Here is a 13,226-nt window from a genome sequence, read left to right on the forward strand (position 1 = left end):
CAACGAATGTCCGCAACGATCCGAACGGTGCGCGATCGCCCGCTGGAGTCCTACCCTCCGCTGTGGGTCGGTGTGATTGCGCTGTCGCTGGTGGTGGTGCTGCTGGCCGGGCTGCTGATCGGCCGATCCGCCGGGGCCGGCTACACGCACTATCAGGCCGATTTCCTGCAGGCCGCTCAATTGCGGGCTGGTGACAATGTGACGGTGGCGGGCGTGAGCGTGGGTGAAGTCCAACGGGTGAGTCTGGCCGGGACCAAGGTCGTCGTGGACCTGCGGGTACGAAGCGATGTCCCGCTGGGCAGCCAGACGCGGGCTGCGATCAAGTTGACGACGTTGTTGGGTTCGCGCTACCTCGAACTGCGGCCGGCCGGGCCGAATCGCCTCCAGAACAACCGGATTGGGATGTCCTACACCGAGGTTCCCTACGATCTGCAGGCGTTGCTGGCCGACGCGACCACCACCGTCGAAACTCTGGACACCGCGCAGATGGCCAGCGCGATGGGCGTTCTCGCCAACCAACTCGACGGGTTGCCGGCCGCACTGCCCCCGGCGATGACCAATCTGCGCACGCTGTCCGAGATCATCGCCGACCGCCGTGATCAGATCGGCGCCCTGCTGGAAGCAACGCAGACCATCACCAGCACCCTGCAGCGCCAGCAGGCCGGCCTCGGTCAACTGGTGTACCAGGGGCGGGACCTGCTGGGCGAGTTCGTTTCTCGCAGGGCGGCTTTCAGCCAGATGATGGCCGCACTGACCCGGATCGTCGACCTGCTCAGCCGCGCTGTCGGGCCGGACCGCGCAGCGTTCGAGGAGATGCTGGTCAGCATGCGTGACCTGACCGCGATGATCAGCGAACACGACGACCTGTTCCGCAACCTGCTGCAGGCACTTCCGCTCCCGATCCGAAACATCACGAACGCGACCGGCTACTCACCGTCGCTCGAGTTCAATCTCACCAACGGACTGCTCGTCGACGACTGGATGTGCGCGATCAGCGGCCGGGCCAAGCAATTCCACATGATCGAATACTTCAAGGATTGCGCATGAGGAAGATCTTCATGGCCGGCCTCGCGATACTGCTCATGCTGGCGGGATTCGGCTACCTCGTCGTCTCCAGATCCACGGGCGAGCGCGGTCCGATCACCGTCACGGCACTGTTCGACGAGGCCTCCGGCCTCTACGAAGGCAACGCCGTCGAAATCCTCGGCATCCAGGTCGGTTCGGTCACCCGTGTCACACCGAAGGACATGTACGTCGAAGTCGAACTCAGCATCGACCGCGATGTCCAGGTGCCCGCGGATGTGATGGCGGCGACGATCTCGACGTCGGTGCTGACCGACCGCCGGGTTGCCCTGTCGCCGCCCTACACCGAGGGTCCGACGCTGCAGAACCACGATCTGATTCCACCGGACCGGACCCGAACACCGGTCGGTTTCGACCGGGTGCTGGCCATGATCGACCGGCTTGCCTCGGACATGGGTGGCGACGGCCAAGGTGGCGGGCCGCTGGCAGAATTGGTCAACGCCGGGGCCTCGGCAGCGGCCGGCAACGGCGAGAACATCAAGTCCGCCCTCGGGGAGTTGTCGAAGGCCTTGCGGATGACATCCGACGGCGCGGACACCAACGACGACCTCAGCACGATCATCACCGGGCTGCACTCGCTGACGAAAGCCATGTCGGACAACGATGCAACGGTGCGGCAGTTCGGGTCGATGGTACGTGCCACCAGTGAGATCCTCGCCGCCGAACGGTTCGGCACCGGGACCACCGGAAGGAAAATGAACGAGGTGCTCGAGCAGGCCGCCGCACTGCTGGAGGACAACGAGGACACCATCAAGGGACTGCTGCAGAACGGTGCCGCGGTGACGAAGTCCGTGAACGACAATCAGCGCGAACTAGCCGAGACGTTCGACGTGCTGCCGCTGATGATCGACAACGTCGACAATGCGATCGACCCGCACACCGGGACACTGCGGGTGCATGCCCTGGTCGACAAGATCCTGTTCGACAGCCAGTTCGCCAAGGAACTGTGCAACATGATGGGTTTGCGCCAACTGGGCTGCAGTACCGGAACATTGCAGGACTACGGGCCGGATTTCGGCCTGAGCTTCATGCTCGATTCGATGACGCGGATGGGCCAATGACGCCGGATCGGAGACCCGCGGCGCAGGTACGGCGCATCGCCGCGGCGGCAGCGGTTGCGCTGGTTCTCGCCGGATGCGCCGCACCGGGCCTGGACAAACTGCCGCTGCCGGCTCCCACGTTGGGTGCCGATTCGTACACGCTCACCGCGACCTTCGCCGATGCGCTGAATCTGCCCGCCAAGGCCAAGGTGCGGTTGTCCGGCGCTGACATCGGCGAGGTCCAGTCCATGGCGGCCGTTGACTACACGGCAGTCGTCACCCTGCGTATCCGCGACGGCGTCCGGCTGCCGATCGGGTCGACCGCCGAGTTGCGCACCGCCACGCCGCTCGGCGATGTGTTCGTCGCGGTGAAACCACCGGTGACCCCGCGCGACGGCTACCTCGCCGACGGCGAGCGACTGGGATTGCCGTCCACCGCGTCGGCCGCCACCGTCGAAGGTGTCCTGACCTCGGCGGCGGTACTGGTCAACGGCGGCGTGGTTCGCGACCTGTCCAAACTCGTCAACGGACTCGGAAAGAGCGCCGGTGACCACGGCGAGGTGTTCGGCGATCTGATCGACCAATCGAACCGCTTGCTGGGCACGCTCGCCGGGCGGTCCGCGCAGATCCAGTCCACCCTGGAGGCCACGTCGCGCCTCATCGACACCCTGAACAGTCGCCAGGACACCATCGACGACCTGCTCGACGCCTCCGCACCCGCGCTGGGTGCTCTGGACACCACCCAGCTGGCCGACCTGGCCGACTCGCTGGGCGGCATCGCCGCGCAGGTGTCGAAGTTCCCCTCGATTCAGGGCACCGACACGCGCAGCACCATCGCCGACCTCAACGCCATCTCCCGTGCCTTCAACGACGTTGCGCTGCACCCGGACACGAGCCTGGCCGCGCTGAATCGGCTACTTCCCGTAATCACCAGAGCCACGTCGGGAACCTCAATCGGTGTCGATGTCACGATCTCCAAGCTGGCGCTCGGTAACTGGCCCGACATCGGCTATCCCGGCGACCCGGCGTTCCACGGCCCGAAGCGGGCCGACTGGAACTATCTGGTCGGCAGCCTGAAGTACGTTCTCTTCCGACTGCAGGAACGCGTCGTGGGGCAGGGCCCATGACCGGCATCCGGACGAAGCTCTCGGTCCTGTCGCTGGTCGTAATCCTGGTGGCCGGTATAGCCTACCTGTACTTCGGAGCGTTGCGCATCAACCCAGCCAGCCGCACGTTCGAAGTGGTTGTGCCACTGGCAGAGTCGGGTGGCCTACTGCCCAACCAGGACGTCACCCTGCGCGGGGTGCCGATCGGTCGGGTCACGTCGTTGACTTTGGAGAACGGCGGCGTGACCGCGCGGGTGTCAATCGAACAGCGCGTGCACATCCCCGTCGACACCGCGGTTCGGGTGTCCGGTCTCTCGCCGGCCGGTGAGCAGTACCTCGACTTCCGGCCGCAGTCCAGCGGCCCACCCTTTCTGACCGACGGCGCCGTCATCGAACCCGGTCGAGCCACCACACCCGTCACCCTCGCCCAGGTGCTGGCCGACGCCGACGGTGCGCTGGCCCAATTGGATCCCGCGAAGCTGGCCGTCATCCGTCACGAACTCGGCGTCAGCGCGGAGGGCCCCGACAAGCTGGGGGCGATCCTCGACGGCGGAACGTTCCTGATCTCCACCCTCGACGGCGTGCTGCCTCAGACAGTGGACCTACTGAAAACGAGCCGCATGTCGTTCTCGACGCTGGTCGACACGAATCCCGGATTGGCGGCCACTGGTTCCCAGTTGGGCAGTGTGTTCGCCGGAATGCGGCAGATGGACGGCGGGTACCGCACCCTGCTGACGCAAACCCCCCGCACCCTCGGTGCCGTCGACAGCCTCTTCGCGAACAACTCCGAAACCATGATCCAGCTGCTGGGAAATCTGGCCACCGTCGCGCAACTGTCCTATGTCCGGGTGCCAGCGCTCAACGCGTTGTTCCCCGGGCCCGAGGTGCGGGGGTCGATGCTGGAGAACCTCACGACCATCTTCCATGAGCACGCGGCATGGGCGATCGCCGACATCTACCCCCGATACACGTGCGACTACATGACACCCCGCGGGGTACCGTCGGCGGCCGACTATCCAGAGCCACGGCGAAACACGTTCTGCCCGAATGCGGACCCGTCGGTGCTGGTCCGGGGCGCGCGCAACGCGCCGCGTCCCGCCGGCGACGACACCGCGGGCCCGCCGCCCGGCGCCGACCTGAACCAGACGGCCGATCCCACGCCGCAGACACGATGGACCGCACCGACCCCCTACGGGGGACCTGTTTGGCCGATGCCAATTCCCGGTGACGCCCCGCCACCACCGGAACCGAGGCCACCATCACGATGACTCGACGACCACCAAGGACACCTATGACCTCACGCACTGACGGCGACCTCGAAGGCGCCGACACCGATGACAGCGCTGTGCCCGACCAGCCCGAAGTGTCGGTGCCGGTGCCCGGCCGCTGGGACAGTGGCCGCGCCGTGCGCTGGGTCGCGGCGATCATGGTGCTCGCCGCGGGGGCTGTGGCCGGTTACGAAGGCTGGCTACTGTATCGACAGCATCAAGCAGATGTGGCCGCAGCGCAGGCACTGAACACGGCCAAGACCTATGCCGTCACGCTCACCAGTATCGACACCAAGAGCCTGGACCAGAACTTCTCGGCCGTCCTCGACGGTGCGACTGGCGAGTTCAAGGATATGTACGCCAAATCGAGCACGCAGTTGCATCAACTCCTCGCCGACAACAAGGCGTCCGCGCACGGCACCGTGGTCGACGCGGCGATCAGATCAGCGACCATCGACAAGGTCGAAGTACTGCTGTTCGTGGATCAATCGGTGAGCAACCTGGCAGTCCCCGACCCACGGATCGACCGCAGCCGCATCAAGATGACGATGGAGAAGGTGGACGGTCGCTGGTTGGCCGGCAAGGTCGAGTTGCCGTGAGATGAGCGGGCGGTCCCAGATCGCTGCGGGCGGTGGAAGCTGGGTTCAGTTTTCGGCTGCGACCGGTGTGGAGATGCAGGGTGATTCCACGCCGACGTGCCCGCGGTCGCCGTGTCAGAGTGCGGCGACGATGGCCCCGTCTGTTCCAGAAGCTTGGTAGGTGGTCAGTGGCGTGGTGGCGGGTCCGTTGAGTACGGCACCGGTGGTGATGTCGAAGCGTGATCCGTCGCACTGGCACATGATCGTGGTGCCGGTGAGTAGGCCCGAGGAGAGCGGGACCTCGTCGTTGGGACACAGGTCGTCGAAGGCGTAGAGACGGCCGTCGACGCGGGCCACCGAGATGCGTCGTTTGAGGTCGTGCAGGTAGTAGGGGTTGACCGCACCTTCGTCGAGGTCGGCGGCACCCCGAGACGGCGCGGTGTGCTTGTCGTCGGCATGCTCATGGTGTCCTCGCTTTCGGACTAGCTACTTCGACCTGAAAAAGTCGTGGCGTGGCGGTGGCTGAGCGGGCGGTGATTTGACGCGATGATGGCCTCGAACCCTTGGGTAGAAGGGATCGAGGCCATCGTGCTCAGAACTGTAAATGACCAGCTGTCGTTGTGGGATGCAATCCTGCCTGCGGAGCTGTTGGTGTTGCCCGCCGAGTTGGCCCGGGTGGACGCTCTGCTGGATGATCCGGTGTTCTTCGCGCCGTTCACGCCGTACTTCGATCCGCGGATCGGGCGTCCGTCGGTGCCGATGGAAACCTATCTACGGATGATGTTTTTGAAGTTCCGCTACCGGCTGGGCTTTGAGTCATTGTGCCGTGAGGTGGGCGATTCGATTTCTTGGCAGCGGTTCTGCCGTATCCCGTTCGGGACACGGGTGCCGCATCCGACCACGCTGATGAAGCTGACCAGCCGTTGCGGTGAGGCAGCGGTCGCCGGGCTCAACGACGCCTTGCTGGCCAAGGCGGCTACGGCGAAGCTGATCCGCACTGACAAGGTCCGCGCCGACACCACGGTGGTGGAAGCCGCGGTGGCCTATCCGACCGATTCAGGGTTGTTGGCCAAGGCCGTCGGCGGGATCGCCACGACGGTCAGACGGATTCAGGCCGCCGGCGGAGCCACCCGCACTCGGGTGCGTGATCGCAGTCGTTCGGCAGGTCAGCGGGCCCGGGCGATCGCAGCCAAGCTGCGGCTGCGCGGTGCGGCCGCCCGTGAGGAGGGTCAGGCCGCGGTGCTGCGGATCACCGGCCAGTTGGCCGACGTCGCCGCAGCGGCCATCGCCGACGCCGACGCGGTCTTGCGCAACGCACGCAGAGGATTACGCACTGCGACGGGTCGTCGCCGCGGACGGCTGCAGCGGGCGATCAACGACCTGGCCACCCTGCTAATACGCACCGGGCAGGTGATCGCGCAGACTCGCAGTCGGCTGGCCGGGGTGATGCCGGATTCGGCGAGCCGGATCGTGAGCTTCCACGACGTCGACGCGCGCCCGATCCGCAAGGGCCGGCTCGGCAAGCCGGTGGAATTCGGCTACAAGGCCCAGGTCGTCGATAACGCCGACGGAGTCATCCTCGACCACAGCGTGCAGATCGGTAACCCGGCTGACGCGCCACAGTTGGCTCCGGCGATCGCCCGCATCACCGACCGGACCGGGCGTGCCCCAACGGCGGTGACCGCCGACCGCGGCTACGGCTACGCCTCCGTCGACAACGACCTGCATGAGCTCGGAGTCCGCAGGGTGGCCATCCCACGTGCCAGTAGACCCGGCGCTGCCCGGCGGGAGTTCGAACATCGAAAGGCTTTCCGGGCCAAGATCAAATGGCGGACCGGATGCGAAGGGCGGATCAATCACCTCAAGCGCAGCTACGGATGGAACCGCACTGAACTGACCACCCTGACCGGAGCCCGCACCTGGTGCGGACATGGAGTCCTCGCCCACAACCTGGTCAAGATCAGCGCTCTGGCCGGATGACAACCGATGTCAGCGCCAGAGTCCCCTCGACGCCAGAACCACCATCGAGCCGCACCGACCATCAATCCTTTTTCAGGTCGAAGTAGCTAGTAGAGGTAGTCGGGGATGACGTCTTCGTGGCGGGCGTCCAGGCGCAGTTCGGCGGGTGCGCCGGCGGGGACGACCGGCCGATGAGGCACGACCGCGGCGATGCGCTGGTAGCCCGATCCCAGTGGTGGGCGGGTGTCGGGTTCGCCTTTGTTGGGCCACAACGACATTGCGCGTTCGGCCATCGCGGTGATCATCAGGGAGGGGTTCACGCCGGGGTTGGCGGGCATGACGCTGCCGTCCATCACGTGCAGTCCGGGATGGCCGAACACCCGCTGATACGGGTCGACGGCACCACTGTCCGGACTGTCGCCGATGGGGACGCCGCCGATGAAATGCGCGGAGGCGGTGCGGTTGACCACTTCGAACAGCAGCGCGTTCTGTCTGCTGTCCATGTCGGCGGCGAGTCGGCTGGCGAACTCTTCGACGACCGGGATGTGCACGGGTGGTGGTGGGGTGCCGCCGCTCTTTCGGCTGCGCAGCATGCCGTGCTTCCAGTACAGCTCGATCGAGGTGTCGCCGGCCTGCATGCACAACAGCACGGCCATCCGTTCGGACCAGTGCCGGATGTCGTTGGCGCTGAACACCTCCGCGGGATCGCTGATCATCTTCTTGAACCATTCCCGGGTGGGGTGTTGCTGTTCACCGTGCTGGTGATAGGTGAACAGGAAGGCCATGATGTTGCTGCCGGGCCCGTAATAGACGGGTTCGATGCTGGTCTGGGCGTCCGGCCACACCCCGGAGGTGATCGACACCGAGCCCGGGGTGATGTGGATCTGTTCGGGATGTTCCCGCCATTCGCCATGGGGGCGGATCACGTTCAGCAACTGCTCGGAGTTGGTGCGGGCCCGCTGCCCGAGCTCACTGGACATGCCGGTGAGCTTGCCGTCAGCCTGCATGTGCAGCAGCAGTTTGGCGGTACCGTAGGCGTGCGCCGCCACGATCACTTGATCGGCGGTGTAATGGTGGTGGTGCAGGTGCACGGCGCGCTGGGCCCATCCGGGGTGGCGGGTGCGGACCTCGAACCCGCCGGCGTCGAGTGGGGTGCGTTCGTAGACCTCGCTGAGCTCATGGATCTGGGCGCCGAGTTTCTCGGCCAGGTACAGGTAGTTGACGGTCAGTTTGTTCTTGGAGTTTCGTCCGCCGCCGATCATGCAGTCGCCGCAGTTCACGCAGCCGGTGCGGCGCGGGCCGGCACCGCCGAAGTAGGGGTCGTCAGCCTCTACACCGGGTTGGCCGAAGTAGACCCCGACCGGTGCCCGGTTGAACGTTTGCCCCATGCCCATGTCGGTGGCGACTTTGCGCATGTGCCGGTCGACGTCGGTTGGCAGGTAGGGCACGGACCACGCCGAGCATGCGGCGGGCCTGATCGATGTAGGGGGCCATCTCGTCGGCCCAGTCGGTGATCGACGCCCACTCGCGGGCGTCGAAGAACTGCTTGGGCGGCACGTAAAGGGTGTTGCCGTACACGTGGGAGCCACCGCCGACTCCGGCTCCGGACAGCACCAGCACGTCGTCGAGGAACTCGACGCGCTGGATGCCGAACATCTCCAGTTCGGGCTGCCAGACGAACTTGCCGACCTCCCAGTTGGTGTTCGGGATGTCCTCGTCGGCCCAGCGTTTGCCGGACTCCATCACCGCGACGGAGTATCCCTTTTCGGCGGCCCGCAGGGCGGCCACGCTGCCGCCGAACCCCGATCCGACGACGATGACGTCGTAATGCGCGTCGATACCACTCACGTCCGTACTCTCCTTGGGCTGTTGGAGCGCGGAAGTTGTTTCAGACGTTACGGCCAACGCGGACCCGAATATCGCTATTCGGCGCACCACTATTGATGACGCCTGACCGGAATCTGTGCGTCTGCGTGTTTCGGCTATGTGGGCGGCGCGGTTGGGCATAACGTCTGCAGACATGGAACCGACGAATTCTTCGCAGTCTGTGAATGATGCTGGCGTCGCTGAATTCGGTGGGCGATTGTCCCGCCGCTCGATGTTGGCCCGGCTGGGCCTGGTCGGTGTCGGTACGGTCGCCGCCGGCAGTGTGCTCAGTGCGTGCAACTCCAATGGCGGCGGTTCGTCGTCGGACGGCGTGGAAGCGCTGCAGTTCGACAACACCGTCAAGGGCGCCAGCGATGCGACCAAGGCCGCCAACCAGAAGGTGCTCGACTCGCTGCCGTTCAACGACCGGTCCGATTTCGAGGACGCCGCCCGTGGTCTGATCGACCGCCCGCAGACGCTGACGATCAAAAACGACAACGGCGACGTCATCTGGGACATGGAGGAGTACAAGACCTACATCGCCGATGACAAGGATGCGCCCGACACCGTCAACCCGAGCCTGTGGCGCAACGCCCAGTTGTGCATGCACTACGGGCTGTTCGAGGTGGTGCCGGACAAGGTCTACCAGGTGCGTGGCTACGACCTGTCCAACATCACCTATGTGCAGGGTGACACCGGATGGATCGTGTTCGACCCGTTGATCTCACCGGAGACTGCGAGGGCCGCACATGAATTGGTCACCAAGAACCGTGGCGACCGGCCGATTCACGCGGTGGTGCACAGTCATTCGCACGTCGACCACTACGGCGGTGTGCGCGGCATCGTCAACCAGGCCGATGTGGACTCGGGCCGAGTCAAGATCATCGCGCCGGAAGGGTTCGTCGAGCACTCCGTGAGCGAGAACGTGATCGCCGGCAATGCGATGTCGCGTCGCGCGATCTACATGTACGGTGCGTTGCTGCCACGCAATGCCCAGGGCGGCGTCAACGGTGGGCTCGGCCAAACGACCTCGACCGGCGAGCCCACCCTGATCATCCCGACCGACATCATCAGCACCACCGGCACCAAGATGACGATCGACGGCGTCGAGATGGAGTTCCAGATGACGCCGGGCACCGAGGCACCGTCGGAGATGAACACCTTCTTCCCGCAGTTCAAGGCGATGTGGATGGCCGAGAACACCACCAACACCATGCACAACATCCTCACGCTGCGTGGCGCCGTGGTGCGCGATGCCCGGATCTGGGCGCAGTACCTGGATGAGACCATCCGCACCTACGGGCCGAACACCGAGGTGAAGTTTCAGAGCCACCATTGGCCGATGTGGAGCAACGAAAAGATCATCGACTACTGGAAGCGCCAGCGGGACATGTACAAGTACATCCACGACCAGTCGGTGCGGTTGATGAACGAGGGTTACATCGGCTCGGAGATCGCCGAGGAGATCTCGTTCCCGCCGGAGATCAACGATTTCTGGCCGGACCGTGGGTATTACGGCACGTTGAAGCACAATTCGCGGGCGGTGTACCAGCGCTACATGGGGTGGTACGACGGCAACCCCTCAGATCTCGACGATCTGCCGCCGGAACCGGCGGCCAAGAAGTACGTCGAGTACATGGGCGGTGCGGACGCTGTCCTGGAGAAGGCCAAGGCGGATTTCGACAAGGGTGAGTACCGCTGGACGGCGACGGTGCTCAAGCAGGTGGTGTTCGCGAACCCGGAGAATGTCGATGCCAAGAACCTGCTGGCCGACAGCTACGAACAGATGGGCTATCAGGCCGAATCGGGACCGTGGCGCTCGGTGTATCTGCAGGGCGCCTACGAGTTGCGCAACGGTGTGCCCACGGCCGGCGGGGTCGACACCGCGAGTCCCGACACCATCGAGGCGATGCCACCGGAAATGATGTTCGACTACCTCGGTGTGCGGCTCAACGGCCCCAATGCCGCGGGCAAGAACATCAAACTCAACGTCACATTCGACGATCTGAACCAGGACTACACGCTGGTCGTCGAGAACGGGGTGCTCAACTACGCGCCGGGCACCATCGGCGATGCCGATGCCAGCCTCACGCTGACCAAGGACACCATGAACCAGATCCAGATGGGCAACCTCAAGCTGACCGACGGTATCGATCAGAATCAGGTCACCCTGGACGGCAATCGCCAATCGGTGGAGGACTTCGTCGGCCTGCTCGACACCTTCCCGTTCTGGTTCAACATCGTCACGCCCTAGCCTCGATCTTTCATCAGGCCTGCGATGTGTTGAATGTTTGTGGTCGGGCTGGGTGATCGAGAGGGGTGCAGGTTTGTACCCCGGCGCTGAGTTCCGCCGGTTCTCCTGATCCTGGTCGTCGGGGTACGGGGTGTGGTTTTAGCCGGGTTGTAATGTGGCCCAGCCATGTTCGATGAGGTGGCTCCATGGCCAGTTCCGTGGCAGTCGCAGCCGCCGACGACGTGTAGGCGTCGACCCCGGGCGTAGTGTTCCGGATTTCGCCGGAGCTATTTCCCGGGGCCGCGCCCCCGAACCGGACGTGCGACTTTCGCCGCATCCGGCTCTCCATAGATCACGCTGGGACGGCGAGTGGGTTCCAAGGGGTGGGGATCTTGTTGCCGCGGAAGCGATAGCGCTGGATGGTCATCGCTGCCGGGTGGTAGAGCCGCACTCCTGCGTATTCCGGTTTCCGGTCTACGTGGTAGAGCCGGAACAGTTCGCGCCTGCGGGTGCGGGGGTGTTTGTCCCGCATCCATCCCCAGACCCGCCACCGCAGGTAATGCCCGAGGTCGTGGTAGGCGGCGCTGGAACTGCCGTGCCGGAAATACTGCGCCCAGCCCCGGACGACCCTGTTGAGCCGGTGAAACAGCACGGCCGGGGATTGGTAGGTGGATTGACGTGTGGTCATTGCCTTGATCCGGCGGCGAATCGATTGCATCGACTTGCGCGACGGATAGCTGTAGACATATGACCGGTGGCTGCCTTTCTGGGTGTGCCGCTGGATGCGGAAGCCCAGGAAGTCAAACCCCTCGTCGATGGAGACGACCTGGGTTTTCTCCGGGGCCAGACGCAGCCCCATCGTGGCCAGCAGGTCGGCCACCTCGTCTTGCACGTGCACCGCGTGTTCGCGGGTGCCGAACACCATCACCACGAAGTCATCGGCGTAGCGGACCAGCCGATATGTTGCGCCGCCGCGGCGGCGATGCCGCCGGCGGGCGGTTTCGTTGGTGTGGGCATTCCACCGGGTCTCGAAGTGGTCATCGAGAGCCGACAAGGCGATATTGGCCAGCAGCGGCGAGAGGATGCCGCCCTGGGGAGTGCCCGAGACGCTGTGACGGACAAAAGCTGATTCGTCTAGCACACCGGCCTTCAGAAACGCTTTGACCAATCCCAGCACGCGTTTATCGGCGATGCGGCCACGGACCCGACCCATCAGGGCGGTGTGGTCGATCTCGTCGAAACACGAGGCGATATCAGCCTCCAGCACCCATCCATATCCGCGGTGGGCGTAGAGGCGGATCGCCTCGATTGCGTCCTGGGCGCGTCGCCCGGGCCGGAACCCATAACTTGCCGCCGTGAAATCGGCTTCAAAGAGCGGTTCCAGCACCTGTTTGAGCGAGGCCTGCACGACGCGGTCGGCGATAGTCGGGATTCCCAGCTTGCGGACCTTGCCGCCGGACTTCGGAATCTCGACCCGCCGCGCCGGGGCCGGGACAAAGCTGCGGGACTTCAACTGCTCCCGCAGATCCTCCAAGAACCCCTGTGCGCCGCCAGCGGAATCTTCGATCGAGCGCACCGTCGCCCGATCAACGCCCGCTGTCTTGGCCCCCCGGTTGTCCCGGACCCGTTCCCACGCCGTCACGAGGAAACACGGATCCGCCACGAGGTTGAACACATCATCAAACCGACGACCACCATCGGTGGCCGCCCAACGATGCAGCTTGGTCTGCATACTCAGTACCTTCTGGGCCGCCGCGAACGGCCGCTGCAGAGCGGCACCGATATTCACCGGCGCATCTTCTGACATTGCACTCCTTACTGCTGATCTACTGCCGCCCTTCCCCATGTGACCGGCTTTCCCGAGTCTCGGAGTACTACGGCGGCTCCGCCCCGCTGCACGCCCTCAGTGGGCAATGACACCTACCCGCCGCACCCCTGGCCGGGATGCGGGAAGGGAAGCCGTGCAACAGTTCCCGTGTTCACGTGTTTCCGATCGACGAGGGCGGCACCCAGCTATACCCCGGTGACCCCGACAGGTACCCCGCAGCACCTTCCCTGCCGGCAGGCCCACGTCCCTGGCCGGGACGCAAACC

Annotated in this window: 10 protein-coding genes and 1 pseudogene; 7 read left to right on the forward strand and 4 right to left on the reverse strand. The window is 64.9% G+C overall.

Annotated elements, in window-relative coordinates:
• Window positions 1-6 precede the first annotated feature (6 nt).
• Genes AWC16_RS19545 through AWC16_RS19565 form a run of 5 tightly spaced genes read left to right on the forward strand, consistent with a single transcriptional unit; the run spans window position 7 to window position 5,096 of the window.
• The gene (locus AWC16_RS19545; RefSeq protein WP_085266381.1) at window positions 7-1,047 is read left to right on the forward strand and encodes an MCE family protein; all 1,041 of its coding nucleotides are present in this window, start codon (window positions 7-9) and stop codon (window positions 1,045-1,047) included.
• Entirely contained in the window at window positions 1,044-2,144 is a 1,101-nt protein-coding gene (locus tag AWC16_RS19550) for an MlaD family protein (protein ID WP_085266382.1), read from the forward strand. The genes AWC16_RS19545 and AWC16_RS19550 overlap by 4 nt, the downstream gene beginning before the upstream one ends.
• Complete coding sequence (locus AWC16_RS19555; RefSeq protein WP_085266383.1) at window positions 2,141-3,250, forward strand: MlaD family protein; 1,110 nt, start codon at window positions 2,141-2,143, stop codon at window positions 3,248-3,250. Before AWC16_RS19550 ends, AWC16_RS19555 begins: the two co-directional genes overlap by 4 nt.
• Window positions 3,247-4,497, forward strand: a complete 1,251-nt coding sequence (locus AWC16_RS19560; protein ID WP_085266384.1) for an MlaD family protein — start codon at window positions 3,247-3,249, stop codon at window positions 4,495-4,497. The genes AWC16_RS19555 and AWC16_RS19560 overlap by 4 nt, the downstream gene beginning before the upstream one ends.
• Complete coding sequence (locus AWC16_RS19565) at window positions 4,494-5,096, forward strand: YfgM family protein (RefSeq protein ID WP_085266385.1); 603 nt, start codon at window positions 4,494-4,496, stop codon at window positions 5,094-5,096. The genes AWC16_RS19560 and AWC16_RS19565 overlap by 4 nt, the downstream gene beginning before the upstream one ends.
• Window positions 5,097-5,210: 114 nt before the next feature.
• Here the strand turns inward: AWC16_RS19565 and AWC16_RS19570 are convergent.
• Window positions 5,211-5,483 (reverse strand): annotated as a pseudogene (locus AWC16_RS19570) (Rieske (2Fe-2S) protein); the annotation flags it as partial.
• Window positions 5,484-5,663: 180 nt separating this feature from the next.
• Here AWC16_RS19570 and AWC16_RS19575 point away from each other — a divergent pair.
• On the forward strand, window positions 5,664-7,055 hold the full coding sequence (locus AWC16_RS19575) for an ISNCY family transposase (protein WP_085266420.1): 1,392 nt from the start codon (window positions 5,664-5,666) through the stop codon (window positions 7,053-7,055).
• A gap of 86 nt (window positions 7,056-7,141) precedes the next feature.
• Here AWC16_RS19575 and AWC16_RS19580 read toward each other — a convergent pair whose 3' ends face one another.
• Window positions 7,142-8,473, reverse strand: a complete 1,332-nt coding sequence (locus tag AWC16_RS19580) for a GMC family oxidoreductase (protein ID WP_420094309.1) — start codon at window positions 8,471-8,473, stop codon at window positions 7,142-7,144.
• A complete protein-coding gene (locus tag AWC16_RS25800; protein WP_420094307.1) occupies window positions 8,358-8,882 on the reverse strand; it encodes an FAD-binding protein in 525 nt (174 codons plus the stop codon). Before AWC16_RS25800 ends, AWC16_RS19580 begins: the two co-directional genes overlap by 116 nt.
• A gap of 199 nt (window positions 8,883-9,081) precedes the next feature.
• Between AWC16_RS25800 and AWC16_RS19585 the strand changes: the two genes are divergently transcribed.
• Window positions 9,082-11,154 carry an alkyl/aryl-sulfatase gene (locus tag AWC16_RS19585; RefSeq protein WP_234812351.1) on the forward strand — a complete coding sequence of 691 codons (2,073 nt, stop codon included), beginning with the start codon at window positions 9,082-9,084 and terminating at the stop codon, window positions 11,152-11,154.
• A 331-nt stretch (window positions 11,155-11,485) separates the two neighbouring features.
• On the opposite strand, the gene ltrA is transcribed toward AWC16_RS19585, so the two are convergent.
• Window positions 11,486-12,940: a group II intron reverse transcriptase/maturase gene (ltrA, locus tag AWC16_RS19590; protein ID WP_337339849.1), complete on the reverse strand. Its 1,455-nt coding sequence runs from the start codon at window positions 12,938-12,940 to the stop codon at window positions 11,486-11,488.
• Window positions 12,941-13,226 lie beyond the last annotated feature (286 nt).

This window comes from Mycolicibacter longobardus (assembly GCF_002102265.1).
Classification (GTDB): domain Bacteria; phylum Actinomycetota; class Actinomycetes; order Mycobacteriales; family Mycobacteriaceae; genus Mycobacterium; species Mycobacterium longobardum.

Excerpts from the sequence above, each read along its gene's own strand:
- AWC16_RS19545 (WP_085266381.1), top strand. The coding sequence starts at position 7 with ATGTCCGCAACGATCCGAACGGTGCGCGATCGCCCGCTGGAGTCCTAC.
- AWC16_RS19550 (WP_085266382.1), top strand. The coding sequence starts at position 1,044 with ATGAGGAAGATCTTCATGGCCGGCCTCGCGATACTGCTCATGCTGGCG.
- AWC16_RS19555 (WP_085266383.1), top strand. The coding sequence starts at position 2,141 with ATGACGCCGGATCGGAGACCCGCGGCGCAGGTACGGCGCATCGCCGCG.
- AWC16_RS19560 (WP_085266384.1), top strand. The coding sequence starts at position 3,247 with ATGACCGGCATCCGGACGAAGCTCTCGGTCCTGTCGCTGGTCGTAATC.
- AWC16_RS19565 (WP_085266385.1), top strand. The coding sequence starts at position 4,494 with ATGACTCGACGACCACCAAGGACACCTATGACCTCACGCACTGACGGC.
- ltrA (WP_337339849.1), bottom strand. The coding sequence starts at position 12,940 with ATGTCAGAAGATGCGCCGGTGAATATCGGTGCCGCTCTGCAGCGGCCG.